The sequence below is a fragment of the Pseudomonas sp. GW823-FHT03E05 genome (assembly GCF_058796855.1).
The window spans coordinates 334,856-347,975 of sequence record NZ_JBXAJB010000004.1 but is presented as its reverse complement, the minus strand read 5'-3'; the positions used below and the strand labels follow the sequence as shown (position 1 = coordinate 347,975).

The window sequence follows — 13,120 nt, the reverse complement described above, 5'->3', positions numbered from 1 at the left end:
TCGAGCGTTACAGAGAATTCAGGAATGCCAGCAACGCGGCGCGCTGCTGGGCATTGAAGGTCAAGACCTGTTGTTTCGCGCCTTCGGCTTCGCCGCCGTGCCAGAGCACCGCCTCCATCAGGTTGCGGGCGCGGCCGTCATGCAGGAACTGGGTGTGGCCGCTGACGGTTTCGGTAAGGCCGATGCCCCACAGCGGCGCGGTGCGCCAGTCGCGGCCACTGGCCTTGAACTCCGTGCGGTGGTCCGCCAGGCCTTCGCCCATGTCATGCAGCAGCAGGTCGCTGTAGGGGCGTATCACCTGGTTGGCCAGCTCGGGTTCGGCGGCGTTGGCCGCGGTGGTGAAACTTGGGGTATGGCAGGACTGGCAGCCGGCCTGGAAGAACAGGTTCTTGCCGGCCAGGACCTGGGGCGAGTCGACATCGCGACGTGCCGGCACCGCCAGGTTGCGGGTATAGAACAGCACCAGGCGCAGGATGTTGTCGCTGACCTCCGGCTCGCCATCCGGGCCGTTGCCATTGGGGGCCTGCCTGCAGGCGGTTTGCGCGTCGGTGCAGTCATCGAAGGGTCTCAGGCGGGTGGTCAGGCCCATATCACCAGAAAACGCGTGAACATTTTGTTGATTGAGGTTGGGTTGCCCGGCTTTCCAGCCAAAACGCCCGAGTACGGTCTTTTGCAGGGCGTCATCCCAGACCCAGTTGGGCCGGCCGGCGATGGCATTTTTATTCGCCGGCCTGGCATTGGCCAGGATCGCCTCTTCGGGAATGGCTTCCAGCAGCCCCAGGCCGATCATCGGTGGCGCCACCCGGGCGGAAAAACGCGTGTCCGGGTGCATAGGCCCGTAGCCCAGGTCGGTGATCTGTAGCTTGGGTTTGCGCAGCTCCACTTGAGTGCCGTCCTGGAAGCGTACTGGCAGGGGATCGTAGTCCACCCGTACCCGGCCTTCCGGAGCGACCCCGGGAATGGCCATGTCCTGCAACTGGCCGCCGTACACCGGCTCCGGAACGATGCCTGCCTGTTCGATGAGCCTGGCAAAGGCCGGATCGTCGGGGATCGACAGGCGCACCAGCATCGACACTGCGTTCAGCGCATCCGGCGCCGGGGGATGACCGCGCCCGTCCTTGACGTGGCAGTTCTGGCAGGCGTTGGTGTTGAACAACGGGCCGAGGCCGTCGCGGGCGGTGGTGGTGGAGGGGGCGATGACCCAGGGGCTGCGGAAGAAACTGTTGCCGACGCTGAAGTCCAGGCGCCGGGTGGGTGGCAGGTTGGCCGACGGCAGGGAGAAGGCATTGCGATCGCTCTTGTTGACCGTGGTCGCGCCGCCCGCCCGGGCTTCTCCAGGTTCGGCCTGGGTAAAGCGCGGCGCGTCATCGCAGGCACTCAGGCTCAGGGCCATGAACAGAGCGGACCAGCGAAGCGGCAACGAGGGCATCGGATATCCTGCAAGACGAGCAAAACAAGGGCGCAAAGTCTAACAGGGCGGCCTGGATTGAATAAGAGGAATTATCGTTTGGTTTGACCCAGGACAAGCTGGCCAGGGCGCAGGCAACGATGTTGCAGGTTGTGCAAACGGCTGCGGCGGGCACAAAAAAGGCGACCCGAGGGTCGCCTTTCTGCCTGGCGCAATGCGGATCAGAATTCGTGATCGGCGTTGTCCGGGTTCAGGTCGCTGATGCCCAGCTTGCCGGCGGCCTGCTCGATCGAGCCGGTCTGCTTGACCAGGGCGGCGATGGCGTCACGCACGATCTGGTTGCCGGACTCGTTGCCCGCCGCAATCAGCTGGTCGTAGTGCTCGCCCTTGTTGGCGTGGTCGACCATGACCTGGATCTTGGCTTCGGTGGCCGCCAGGTCGGCTTTCAGGGCCGCGTCGGCGGCCGGGTCGGCCTTGGCCACCAGGGACGACAGGCTGGCGCCGCTCATCTTGGTGCCATCGGTACGGGTGTACTCGCCCAGGTAGACGTTGCGGATGCCCTTGGCGTCGTAGAAGTGCGAGTTGTGGGTGTTGTCGCTGAAGCAGTCCTGCTCATCTTCAGGGGAGTTGGCTTCCAGGGAAACCTTCATCCGCTCGCCGGCCAGTTCACCCAGGGACAGGCTGCCCATGCCGAACAGCATCTTGCGCAGGCCGGTCTCGGCCGGCTCGGCTTCCAGGGTGGCTCGGTAGTTGTCGGCCACGTCCGGCTTCCAGTTGCCGACCATTTCTTCCAGGTCGTTGACCAGCAGTTGGGTCACGGCCTTCAGGTAGGCACGACGACGGTCGTTGTGGCCGCCGGTGGCGCCGGCACCTTCCAGGTAGTCCGAAGCAGGGCGGGCGCCGGCGCCAGGGCCGGTGCCGTTGAGGTCCTGGCCCCAGAGCAGGAATTCGATGGCGTGGTAGCCGGTGGCGACGTTGGCCTCGGCACCGCCCAGCTCGTTCAGGCTGGCGAGTTTTTCCGGGGTGATGTCTTTCACGTCGACCTTGTCTTCGCCGACCTGGATCTCGGTGTTGGCGATGATGTTGGCAGTGGCACCCGGGTTGCCCAGTGCGTGCTCGTAGCTCTTGTCGACGTAGTCGATCAGGCCTTCGTCCAGGGGCCAGGCGTTCACCTGACCTTCCCAGTCATCGATGATGGTGTTGCCGAAGCGGAACACTTCGCTCTGCAGGTAAGGCACGCGAGCGGCGACCCAGGCAGCCTTGGCGGCTTTCAGGGTGTCGTCGTTGGGCTTGGCGAGGAAGGCATCGATGGCGGTCTGCAGGGTTTTCGCGGTGGATTCGGAGTCGCTGTATACGGCGAAGACCATGTCGGCGTAATGCGCGACCACGGCCTTGGCAGCCGCTTCGTCGACCTTGCCGGCTGCATCGGCCGCTGGGGTGGCAGTGCTGGTGGCCGGGGTCGGCGCTTGGGCGGCAGCCTTGTCGTCTTTACCTTCGCCGCAGCCGGCGAGGGAAATTGCGATGGCCAACAGACTGGCGGTAGCCAGAGGCATACGAATCATGGCGAACATCCTGCTTCGAGAGGGGAGTGGACGGCGCGGGGGCGCGCAAAAGCTGCGACATAATGCGAAAGATTTGCATTATGTGTAAAGGGTTGTGCCTGGAAATATTTCTTATTCAACAGGGGATTGCGCTGGGTCAGGTTCGCCAGCGCCGTGCCTGGCTCAGAGGATTGCCGCATTGCTGCGCTGGGCCTGTTTCAGGTAGGCCCCCAGCTCCCGGGCGGGCAGGGGTTTGCTGTAGTGGTAGCCCTGACCTTCGTGGCAGCCTTCGGAGATGATGTAGGCCTCCTGCTCGGCAGTTTCCACGCCCTCGGCGATCACCTGCATGCCCAGGCTCTTACCCAGCTGGATGATCGCGCGCACGATGGTGGCATCGTCGTCGTCATCCAGCAGGTCCTGGACGAAGCTCTTGTCGATCTTGATCTTGTCCAGGGGCAGGCTCTTGAGGTAGCTCAGGGACGAGTAGCCAGTGCCGAAGTCGTCGATGGCAATCAGGGCGCCGGAGCGGCGCAGGCTCAGCAGGTGCTGGGCGGCGGTGCTGATGTCTTCCATCAGGCCGGTTTCGGTGACTTCCAGCTCCAGGCTGCGGGGCGGCAGGCGGTAGATCTGCAACAGATTGTTGACCACCCGTGGCAACTCGGCGTGGTGCAGTTGCACGGTGGACAGGTTGACCGCCATGCGCAGGTCGCTGAAGCCCATGTCGTGCCATTCCCGCAGTTGGCGGCAGGCCTGGTCCAGCACCCATTCGCCGATGGCGATGATGGTGCCGTTCTGTTCCGCCAGGGGGATGAACAGGTCTGGCGGCACCAGGCCATGCTCGGGGTGCTGCCAGCGGATCAGCGCTTCGACGCCCACCACACGGTGGTCGCGATAGCTGATCTGCGGTTGGTAGACGAGGAAGAACTGATCCCGGGCCAGGGCCTCGCGCAGGTCTTTTTCCAGCTCGCGGCGGCGACGCATCTCGCTGTCGACGCTGGCGATATAGAACTGATACCGATTGCGTGACCGGGTCTTGGCCAGGGTCATGGTCTGTTCGGCTTTTTGCAGGAGCTTTTCCGTGCTGTCGCCGTCCTCCGGGAACAGGGTGATACCGATGGTGGCACGCAGGCGGATTTCCTGGTGATCCAGGGCGAAGGTGGCCTCCAGGTCATCGAGGATGCTCTGGGCCAGTTCCGCGGCTTCGTAAGGCTGTTCGATATCGGCCTGGACCAGGGCGAACTGATCGCCCCCCAGGCGCGCCAGGGCGCCAAGCCGGCCGCTGTGGCCGCGCAGGCGGTCGGCCAGGGCCAGCAACAGCTGGTCGCCGGTCTGGTAGCTGAACTGTTCGTTGATGCCCTTGAAATCATCCAGGCCGACACAGAGCACCGCCACCCGGCGTTGCAGGCGCCCGGCGTCCACCAGGATCTTGTCCAGTTGCTGTTGCAACTGCTGGCGGTTTGGCAAGCCGGTGAGGAAGTCGTACTGGGCCATGCGCAACAGGCTGTTTTCCGCCTCGTGACGCAAGTGGGTGTTGCGCTCGATGGAGGCCAGCAACTGGTTGGCGGTATTGATCCAGATCCCCAGCTCGTTCTTCTCGTGGCCCTTGAGCAGGGGCAACTGGTGTTCGCTGGGGCGGTCGGGGTTGATGGTGGTCAGGTGCTCGATGATTCGCGATAGCGGCTTGGTCAGCAGCCAGTGATAGACCAGGTACAGCACCAGGCCCATGGCCAGGGCCCGCAGGACTCCGGAAATGAAGATGATCACCGAGCTGACGATGAAGCCCTGGCCATAAGTGGCGGTGTCGAGGGTGATGCTCAGGTCGCCGTAATATTCGCTGTAGGGGCCACGGCCCACCAATTGCGTAGTGAAGGTGCGTTCCTGACCGAGGATCAGGTCGGTCAGCCAGCGGCTGGAGGATTTCTGCAGGTCGCGGGATTTCTCCGCGAGCATGGTCTCGTTCGGGTGGCCAATGGAGGCCATGCGCACAGCGTCATCCTGGAACAGGCCTTCAATGACTTGCATGCCCATTTCCCGGTCCAGGCTGTAGACCGCCTGTGTCGATGGGTCGCGAAACATGTCGAGAATGCGCTGGGCATCGCTAGCTACCGCCTGCCGAGTCTTGTAGGCATCGAAGACGATCTGGGCGCAGCTCAGGACCACGCCCACTATGAGTGCCGACAGCAGCACAACCCGGAGCAACTTCACCGACAAGCTGTTTTTGAGTTCCAGCTTCAAAGGGCTATTCCTTGTTCCGTGCGTGTAGCGTCAAGTTGCCATGAGTATTGGCAATCCCGTGATGGCCGTCAAAGTGACATTAGTGCCGAGAACAGGATGTCTGCGGGCCAGGCCCGGGTGATCAGAATCAGGATTGCTCGTGCTGTGGATAGTGTGTCGGTAGCGACGCCTTGCAACTTGAGGGGTGGCGTTGTTTTTTACCTGCCATGAATCTTAGCGCTTCAGGTGGGCGGGACAAGATCCCGGCTTTGCCACAGGCAAAAAAAACCCGGCCAGGCCGGGTTTTTTACACTGCAAACGGACTTAAGCGACGAAGTTCTTGCCTTCGAACTGCTCAGCCACGAATTTCCAGTTGACCAGGTTCCAGAACGCTTCGACGTATTTTGGACGAACGTTGCGGTAGTCGATGTAGTAGGCGTGTTCCCAGACGTCGCAGGTCAGCAGCGGGGTGTCGCCGCTGGTCAGCGGGTTGCCGGCGCCGATGGTGCTGGCCAGGGCCAGGGAACCGTCAGCCTTTTTCACCAGCCAGCCCCAGCCGGAACCGAAGGTGCCAACCGAAGTCTTGGTGAATTCTTCTTTGAACTTGTCGAACGAACCGAACGCAGCGTTGATGGCTTCAGCCAGGGCGCCGGTAGGTTGGCCGCCGGCGTTTGGCGCCAGGCAGTTCCAGTAGAAAGTGTGGTTCCAGACCTGGGCTGCGTTGTTGAAGATGCCGCCCGAAGAGGTTTTGACGATCTCTTCCAGAGTCTTGCCTTCGAACTCGGTGCCTGGCACCAGGTTGTTCAGGTTCACGACGTAGGTGTTGTGGTGCTTGTCGTGGTGGTATTCCAGGGTTTCCTTGGAAATGTGCGGCTGCAGAGCGTCGTGTGCATAGGGCAGCGGCGGCAATTCGAAAGCCATGATGATTCTCCTAATCAGGTCAGTTGCGGTGAGCGCAAGGCCGATCACGGGCGGCCAGACAAGCGCCGGGGAGTTTGTACTCTTTGCGGCGCAGGGTTCGGATCATAGCACCGGGGGTGCGGCTTAACCACGCAACAACTGTGTGGGATAGAGGTTCCAGAGCCTTTTGGAATAAGTCACGCGGCGCTGATCAACTGCAGGGCGACGCTGAACATCATCACCGCCACCAGCAGGTCGAGTATCCTCCAGGTGCTCGGGCGCGCCAGCCACGGAGCCAGCCAGGCGGCGCCCAGCGCCAGGGTGAAGAACCACAGCAGCGAAGCGCTCGCGGCCCCCACCACGTAGGCGCCCGGTTCGGTCTGCTGGGCCCCCAGCGAGCCGATCAGCAGCACCGTGTCCAGGTACACGTGGGGGTTGAGCAGGGTCACCGCCAGGGCGCTGAGCATCACCGCCCGCAGCGAACGCACGGTCTGTCCTTCGCCCTGCTGCAGGCTCTGTTTCGAGCAGGCACGGCGCAATGCCTGGGCGCCATACCAGATCAGGAATGCCGCGCCGCCCCAGCGTGCCACCGCCAGCAGCATCGGGCTCTGGGTGAGCACGGTGGCCAGGCCGAACACGCCGGCCGCCACAAGCAACGCATCACAGGTGACGCAAAGCGCCGCCACCGGCAGGTGGTGCTCGCGGCGCAGGCTCTGGGCCAGGACGAAAGCGTTCTGAGTACCGATGGCCATGATCAGGCCGAAGGCCACCAACAGGCCATTCACATAGCTTTGCCACATGGTTATTGCTCCTCGCCGGCGGCCAGTTGCTGCAATACCTGCATGGCCCGCCCGGCATCCGCCTGGCCGACAAACAGGTGGTCGTGGTAGTAGCCGGCGATCACGTTGCAACTGATCCCGGCCTTGCCCAGGGCCCCGGCGAAGGCAGCGGTCAGGCCCACGGCTTCGAGCGCCGAATGCACGTTGAGGGTGATCCAGGCGGCTACATAGTCAAAGCCCAGGCCCAGGCGCTCGGCCTGCTGGCGCGGGAGAATCACGGTCAGGCCTTCGCGCTCGCGAAAACTGCCCAGCACTTCGCAGTCCTGCAGCAGGCTGCGGTCGGGGAGGGAGCAGAACACGTACTCGCCGTCATTGAGCTGCGGGCTCATGCTGCGCAGCAGGGTTGCGAGGGAGGTTTCACCGGCCATGAACGGAATCCTTGAACGAAGAGGCATTGCTGAGGCTTTACGCTGGCTATTTTCCCGGCCCGGGTTGTATAAGAAAAACCAATATTGCTGATCTCTCATTAGGAAAACTGATGTTCGACTACAAGTTGCTCTCGGCCTTGGCCGCAGTGATCGAGCAGGCAGGGTTCGAGCGGGCGGCCCAGGTGCTGGGTTTGTCACAGTCGGCGATTTCCCAGCGGATCAAACTGCTGGAGGCCCGGGTCGGCCAGCCAGTGCTGGTGCGGGTGACGCCGCCGGCGCCGACGGAAATCGGCCGGCGCCTGCTCAACCATGTGCAGCAGGTGCGCCTGCTGGAGCGCGACCTGCAAAGCCTGGTGCCGGCGCTGGACGAGGAGGGCCTGCCGGAGCGCTTGCGCATCGCCCTCAACGCCGACAGCCTGGCCACCTGGTGGGCTGGCGCAGTGGGCGATTTTTGCGCCGAGCACCATCTGCTCCTGGACCTCGTGGTGGAAGACCAGACCGTCGGCCTCAAGCGCATGCGCGCCGGGGAAGTGGCGGCCTGCGTCTGTGCCAGCGAGCGCCCGGTGGCCGGGGCCCGCAGCCTGCTGCTGGGGGCCATGCGCTACCGGGCCATGGCCAGCCCGGAATTCATCGCTCGGCATTTTCCCCAGGGCGTGCGTGCCGAGCAGTTGCCGCGCACACCGGCGCTGGTGTTTGGCCCCGACGATTTCCTGCAGCATCGCTACCTGGCTTCCCTGGGCGTGGACGGTGCTTTCGAGCATCATCTGTGCCCGTCTTCCGAGGGCTTCATTCGCCTGACCGAGGCCGGCCTGGGCTGGGGGCTGGTGCCCGAGTTGCAGGTCCGCGAGCAGCTCGAGCGGGGCCTGCTGTTGGAACTGTTGCCGGATAAACCCATCGATGTGCCGCTGTACTGGCATCATTGGCGCAACGGCGGCCAATTGCTGGGGCTGCTCACCGAGCACCTGGCACGTTTGTCGGCACAATGGCTGGTGCCCTGGGAGCAGCCGTAAGCGTCAAGCGACAAGCTGCAAGTAGACAGCTTGCGCACTGATTTTTAACTTGCAGCTTGTAGCTCGTAGCTCGTCACTGCTTTCTTAGGAATATTTCATGAAGATTCTGGTTACCGGCGCAAGCGGCTTCATCGGCGGGCGCTTCGCCCGCTTTGCCCTTGAGCAGGGCCTGGAGGTGCGGGTCAATGGCCGTCGCGCCGAAGCCGTGGAGCATCTGGTGCGCCGTGGCGCTGAGTTCGTCCAGGGTGACCTGAGCGATGCCGATCTGGTGCGCGAGCTGTGCCGCGACGTCGACAGCGTGGTGCATTGCGCCGGTGCCGTGGGCTTGTGGGGGCGCTACCAGGACTTCCACCAGGGCAATGTGCTGGTCACCGAGAACGTGGTCGAAGCCTGCCTCAAGCAGCGGGTGCAGCGGCTGGTGCACCTGTCTTCGCCCTCGATCTACTTCGACGGCCGGGATCACCTGGGGTTGACCGAGGAACAAGTGCCCAAGCGCTTCCGGCATCCTTATGCGGCCACCAAGTACCTGGCCGAGCAAAAGGTCTTCGGCGCCCAGGAGTTCGGCCTTGAAGTGCTTGCCCTGCGCCCGCGCTTCGTCACCGGCGCCGGCGACATGAGCATCTTCCCGCGGCTGTTGAAGATGCAGCGCAAGGGCCGCCTGGCCATTGTCGGCAACGGCCTGAACAAGGTCGATTTCACCAGCGTGCACAACCTCAACGAGGCGTTGTTCAGCAGCCTGCACGCCAGCGGCTCGGCCTTGGGCAAGGCCTACAACATCAGCAACGGCACACCGGTGCCTTTGTGGGATGTGGTCAATTATGTGATGCGCCAGATGCAGGTGCCGCAAGTCACCCGTTATCGCTCCTTCGGCCTGGCTTATGGCGTGGCGGCGCTCAACGAAGGTTTCTGCAAGCTCTGGCCGGGGCGGCCGGAGCCGACTCTGTCGCGCCTGGGAATGCAGGTCATGAACAAGAATTTCACCCTGGATATCAGCCGTGCCCGGCATTATCTCGGCTATGAGCCCAAGGTCAGTCTGTGGGCGGCCCTGGATGAGTTCTGCGCCTGGTGGAAAGCCCAGGACATAAGCTGAAACCAAAGACTGAACCGAGTTTGCTCGGCCCGGTCCATTGGCCGGGCGGATTAGCGGTTTATACTCGCCGCACTCAGCCACCACCGCGTTTCACAAAGGTTGCCCCATGCGTAACGATGCAAACGATGACTTCGACGACGTTCCCAGTCTGCGCGCCGATCCTCTCGACGACGATGTCTTCCCTACCACCAGCGCTGCCCGCGAGCGTACTTCCGTGCATTCGCGCGGCACGCCGGTCGTCAAGGTCAAGAGCCCCAGCACCGGCCCGCTCTGGGCATTGGTGGGTGCCTTGTTCTTTGCCTTCATCGGCCTTGCCTGGTGGAGCTTCCAGCAGATTTCGCTGATGGAACAGCAATTGGTGGCGACCCAGGAAAGCTTCGCCAGGATCAGTGAGGAAGCGGCCGGACGCCTGCAGGACATCTCCGGCAAGGTGGTGGCCAGCCAGACCAATGTCACCACCGACAGTGAAGCGCTGAAGCTGCAGATCAAGCAACTGGAGAGTCGCCTGCAGGACCAGAGCCGCCAGCAGCAGGGCGTGGCGGGGCAGGCCACCGATCTGGACAAGCGCCTGGCGCAGATGAGCGCGCAGACCGCCGAGCAGCAAGCAGCCAACAGCCAGTTGCAGGCTCAGGTGAAAGCCTTGAGCGGTGAACTGGCGAGCCTGAAAAGCGCCCAGACCGACAACGGCAAGGTCGATGCCCAGCTCAAGAGCCTGGGCGCCGACCTGGCCACGCTGAAGAAACAGGGCAATCCGAGCGCCGCCCTCGAGCGTCTGGAACAGGACCTGATCGTGCTCAAGAGCCAGCAGGACAACCGTCCCGCCGCTGCGCAAAACGGTGCCAGCACTGCCGAGTTCGACGCCTTTCGCGGCCAGGTGACCCGCAACATCAACACGCTGCAAAGCCAGATCCAGAACCTGCAGCAGCAGATCAACACCCGCCCTTGATGGGGGCCGCCTTCCCACGCTTGGCGTGGGAAGGCGTCGGTTCACCCTCCGTGTGCTGAATGTTTCCGCATATCCTGCAGCCGTCTACGCTCTTCGAACGCCAACACGAACGAGGAGCGGGCGATGAGACTGTGGCTTGGAAATACCTGGGTGGGCTGGCTGCTGCTGTTGTGCTTGGGCCCGCTGCAGGCGGCGCCGTCGGTGGATGATGGCGCGGCGGCCCGGGCGCTGCTGGAAAAGGCCCTGGGCTACTACCACGATCAGGGCGACAAGGCATTCGCTGCCTTCAGCCGCCAGGGCGAGTTCGTCGACCACGACCGCTATGTGTTCGTGGTGGATACCCAAGGCGTGATGCTGGCCAGTGGCGGTCCCTCGTCGGCGTTGATTGGCCGTGATGTGTCGCAAGTCCTGGGGCCGGACCTGCGCAAGGCGTTCAAGCAAGCGTTGAAGACGCCCGAGGGCAATGGCATCCAGCAGGCCGAGTACCGCTGGCAGAACTGGGCCGACGGCAAGATCGAGCGCAAGCATGTGTATTTCCAGCGGGTCGGCGAACGCATCCTGGCGGTGGGTTACTACCAGCCCCGGGCGTCGGCCGAGCAGGCCAGGGCATTGCTGGAGAGGGCAGCCACGGCCTTGAGCACGGACCGCAACGGTACGCTCAAGGCGATCAACCAGTTGCAGGGCGGTTTTCTCGAAGACGATCTGTACGTGTTCGTGGTGGACATGGACAGCCGGCGCTACCTGGCCCATGGCACCAACCTGCGTTTGCTCAACACCGACTTCGCCAAGATCAGGGATCTCGAAGGCAAGCCGGTGGGCGAGCCGATGCTGGCGCTCATGGCTCGCGAGGATCAGGGCGAATACCAATACCGCTGGAAGAACCCGGTGACCGGCAAGGTGGAGGACAAGCACGCCTACCTGCGCAAGGTAGGGAATCTGCTGGTTGCGGTGGGCTACTACAGCCCTTGATCATGCTGTCCTGCAGCCGCTGCCGCAGGCTGCTTCAGCAAAGGCTGGAGCGCTTCGACCAAAGCGGCTACAGGAGCCCGGGGCGGGTTAACGCGCCTTGTCTTCACGACCGCGCAGCAGGCGATTGGGCATGGCGATCGCCGCTGCCAGCCCCAGCAGGGATACCCCGGCACTGACCAGCAACAGATGCTTGAAGGTCGTCAGCAACTCGGCTCGCAAGGCGTCCCGCGCCGGGCCGGGGGCGGCGTTCAGGCCTTCCAGCAGGGCATTGCCGGAGTGCCCTTCAACCATCAGCCCGGCGCCACCGAGATGGGCCAGGCTGGAATCCTGGAGCAAGGCCAGCAGCAACGCCGACATCAGCGCCACGCCCACCGCCCCGCCGAGGGCGCGGAACAGGTTGGTGGTGCTGGTGGCCACGCCGATATCCCGTTGCTCCACCGAGTTCTGCGTGCCCACCAGGGAGGTGGGGAACTGCATGCCGCCGGCGATCCCGCAGAGCAGCATGAACAGGCCGCTGAGCAGCTCCGACTGCGGCGGTACCAGAGCCATGCCGAGGATCGACAGCGGCATCAGCAGCGCGCCACTGAGGATCATCGGCTTGTAGCGCCCGGTGACCGAGGTCAGGCGCCCGGCACAATAGGCGCCCATTGGCAGACCCATGGCCAGCGGCAGCAGGTGCAGGGCGGCACTGTCGGCCCCGGCGCCGGTGATGCTCTGGAAGCGCAGCGGCATCAGCACGATCAGGGAAATGGCCTGGAAGCTGGTGAAGAAGATCGTGCACCAGCACAGCAGCGCGTTGCGGTTGGTGAACAGGTGCATCGGCAGCAGGGGTTCCCGGGCCCGGCGCTCATGCCAGACGAACAGCGCCAGGACGATGACCGCGATGGCCAGCAGATCGAGCACTTCAGCGCTGCGCCAGGAATAGCCCTGGCCTACCTGGGTGATACCCAGCAACAGGGCGGTCAGGCCGATGATCATCAGCACGGTGCCGAGGTAGTCGATGATCGGCTTGCGCTGGGGCACCGGCAGCCCGATCAGAGTGCGATGCGCCACCCACCAGGCGCCCAGGCCCAGAGGCAGGTTGATCAGGAACACCCAGCGCCAGGAAAGGAATTCGGTCATGTAGCCGCCCAGCACCGGGCCGGCGACGCTGGCCACTGCGTACATGCTGCTGAAGTAGCCCTGGTAGCGACCGCGCTCCCGAGGCGGGACTATGTCGCCAATAATGGCCTGGCTCACGGAGATCATGCCGCCGGCGCCGATACCCTGAAAAATCCGCGCCAGCACCAGTTGCTCCATGTTCTGTGCCAGGCCGCAGAACAGCGAGGCCAGGGTGAACAGCCCCATGCCGAACAGCATCAAGCGGCGGCGGCCGTAGAGGTCGCCGAGCTTGCCGTAGATGGGCACTGCCACGGTCATCGCCACCATGTAGCCGGAGATCACCCAGGCCAGCAGGCCGACGTCCTTGAACTGGGCGGAAATGGCCGGCATGGAGACGGCGACAATGGTCTGGTCCAGGGCGCCGAGAAAGATCGCGAGCATCAGGGCGATCAACACGCTGCGAATGGCCGGTTTGGGCGAGACGGGCTGTTGGAAGTGGGTCACGAAAGAACCTGCGGGCAGAGATTGACCCGGCGGAGCAAGGCCGGTGGAAGTGCGCTTCAGTGTACTAGATAGGAGCCTACTAGATAGCCATACAAGGAAGTCTCCGGGGATTTTTCATCTGGGCTTAACTGATGGGAACGATGCTCTGTGAAGACCTGGGCGGTCAGACGAAAACGCAGATTATTTGGCGGTAATTAGCTGGTAATGGGACGCATTCTGTATAGTGCCCG

The 13,120-nt window shown here is 63.4% G+C and carries 11 protein-coding genes; 4 read left to right on the top strand and 7 right to left on the bottom strand.

All coding sequences use genetic code 11. The features are described 5' to 3' along the window. Positions 1-7: 7 nt before the first annotated feature. From AC1RCO_RS18450 to AC1RCO_RS18425, 6 genes are all read right to left on the bottom strand, one after another. The gene (locus AC1RCO_RS18450; RefSeq protein ID WP_492617931.1) at positions 8-1,429 is read right to left on the bottom strand and encodes a di-heme oxidoreductase family protein; all 1,422 of its coding nucleotides are present in this window, start codon (positions 1,427-1,429) and stop codon (positions 8-10) included. A 200-nt stretch (positions 1,430-1,629) separates the two neighbouring features. Continuing rightward, on the bottom strand, positions 1,630-2,970 hold the full coding sequence (locus AC1RCO_RS18445) for an imelysin family protein (RefSeq protein WP_011063082.1): 1,341 nt from the start codon (positions 2,968-2,970) through the stop codon (positions 1,630-1,632). 162 nt (positions 2,971-3,132) lie between these two features. After that, positions 3,133-5,184 (bottom strand): putative bifunctional diguanylate cyclase/phosphodiesterase, encoded by a 2,052-nt coding sequence (locus AC1RCO_RS18440; RefSeq protein ID WP_011063081.1) that lies wholly within the window; start codon positions 5,182-5,184, stop codon positions 3,133-3,135. A gap of 303 nt (positions 5,185-5,487) precedes the next feature. Continuing rightward, complete coding sequence (locus AC1RCO_RS18435) at positions 5,488-6,084, bottom strand: superoxide dismutase (RefSeq protein ID WP_011063080.1); 597 nt, start codon at positions 6,082-6,084, stop codon at positions 5,488-5,490. 176 nt (positions 6,085-6,260) lie between these two features. Continuing rightward, positions 6,261-6,863, bottom strand: a complete 603-nt coding sequence (locus AC1RCO_RS18430) for a LysE/ArgO family amino acid transporter (protein ID WP_011063079.1) — start codon at positions 6,861-6,863, stop codon at positions 6,261-6,263. A 2-nt stretch (positions 6,864-6,865) separates the two neighbouring features. Further along, positions 6,866-7,270 carry an ACT domain-containing protein gene (locus AC1RCO_RS18425; protein ID WP_011063078.1) on the bottom strand — a complete coding sequence of 135 codons (405 nt, stop codon included), beginning with the start codon at positions 7,268-7,270 and terminating at the stop codon, positions 6,866-6,868. 110 nt (positions 7,271-7,380) lie between these two features. Between AC1RCO_RS18425 and AC1RCO_RS18420 the strand changes: the two genes are divergently transcribed. The 4 genes from AC1RCO_RS18420 to AC1RCO_RS18405 all read left to right on the top strand — a co-directional run bounded on the left by AC1RCO_RS18420 (position 7,381) and on the right by AC1RCO_RS18405 (position 11,285). Beyond that, positions 7,381-8,280, top strand: coding sequence for a LysR family transcriptional regulator ArgP (locus AC1RCO_RS18420; RefSeq protein WP_015636800.1), 900 nt, complete (start codon positions 7,381-7,383; stop codon positions 8,278-8,280). 97 nt (positions 8,281-8,377) lie between these two features. After that, positions 8,378-9,370, top strand: coding sequence for an NAD-dependent epimerase/dehydratase family protein (locus AC1RCO_RS18415; RefSeq protein WP_011063076.1), 993 nt, complete (start codon positions 8,378-8,380; stop codon positions 9,368-9,370). Between the two features lie 106 nt (positions 9,371-9,476). Next, positions 9,477-10,316, top strand: coding sequence for an ATPase (locus AC1RCO_RS18410; protein ID WP_492617930.1), 840 nt, complete (start codon positions 9,477-9,479; stop codon positions 10,314-10,316). Between the two features lie 123 nt (positions 10,317-10,439). Continuing rightward, a complete protein-coding gene (locus tag AC1RCO_RS18405; protein WP_492617929.1) occupies positions 10,440-11,285 on the top strand; it encodes a cache domain-containing protein in 846 nt (281 codons plus the stop codon). 87 nt (positions 11,286-11,372) lie between these two features. Here AC1RCO_RS18405 and AC1RCO_RS18400 read toward each other — a convergent pair whose 3' ends face one another. Next, positions 11,373-12,890, bottom strand: a complete 1,518-nt coding sequence (locus tag AC1RCO_RS18400; RefSeq protein ID WP_041752524.1) for an MDR family MFS transporter — start codon at positions 12,888-12,890, stop codon at positions 11,373-11,375. Between the last annotated feature and the right edge of the window lie 230 nt (positions 12,891-13,120).

Excerpts from the sequence above, each read along its gene's own strand:
- AC1RCO_RS18415 (WP_011063076.1), top strand. The coding sequence starts at position 8,378 with ATGAAGATTCTGGTTACCGGCGCAAGCGGCTTCATCGGCGGGCGCTTC.
- AC1RCO_RS18425 (WP_011063078.1), bottom strand. The coding sequence starts at position 7,270 with ATGGCCGGTGAAACCTCCCTCGCAACCCTGCTGCGCAGCATGAGCCCG.
- AC1RCO_RS18450 (WP_492617931.1), bottom strand. The coding sequence starts at position 1,429 with ATGCCCTCGTTGCCGCTTCGCTGGTCCGCTCTGTTCATGGCCCTGAGC.
- AC1RCO_RS18435 (WP_011063080.1), bottom strand. The coding sequence starts at position 6,084 with ATGGCTTTCGAATTGCCGCCGCTGCCCTATGCACACGACGCTCTGCAG.
- AC1RCO_RS18420 (WP_015636800.1), top strand. The coding sequence starts at position 7,381 with ATGTTCGACTACAAGTTGCTCTCGGCCTTGGCCGCAGTGATCGAGCAG.
- AC1RCO_RS18445 (WP_011063082.1), bottom strand. The coding sequence starts at position 2,970 with ATGATTCGTATGCCTCTGGCTACCGCCAGTCTGTTGGCCATCGCAATT.
- AC1RCO_RS18430 (WP_011063079.1), bottom strand. The coding sequence starts at position 6,863 with ATGTGGCAAAGCTATGTGAATGGCCTGTTGGTGGCCTTCGGCCTGATC.
- AC1RCO_RS18405 (WP_492617929.1), top strand. The coding sequence starts at position 10,440 with ATGAGACTGTGGCTTGGAAATACCTGGGTGGGCTGGCTGCTGCTGTTG.
- AC1RCO_RS18410 (WP_492617930.1), top strand. The coding sequence starts at position 9,477 with ATGCGTAACGATGCAAACGATGACTTCGACGACGTTCCCAGTCTGCGC.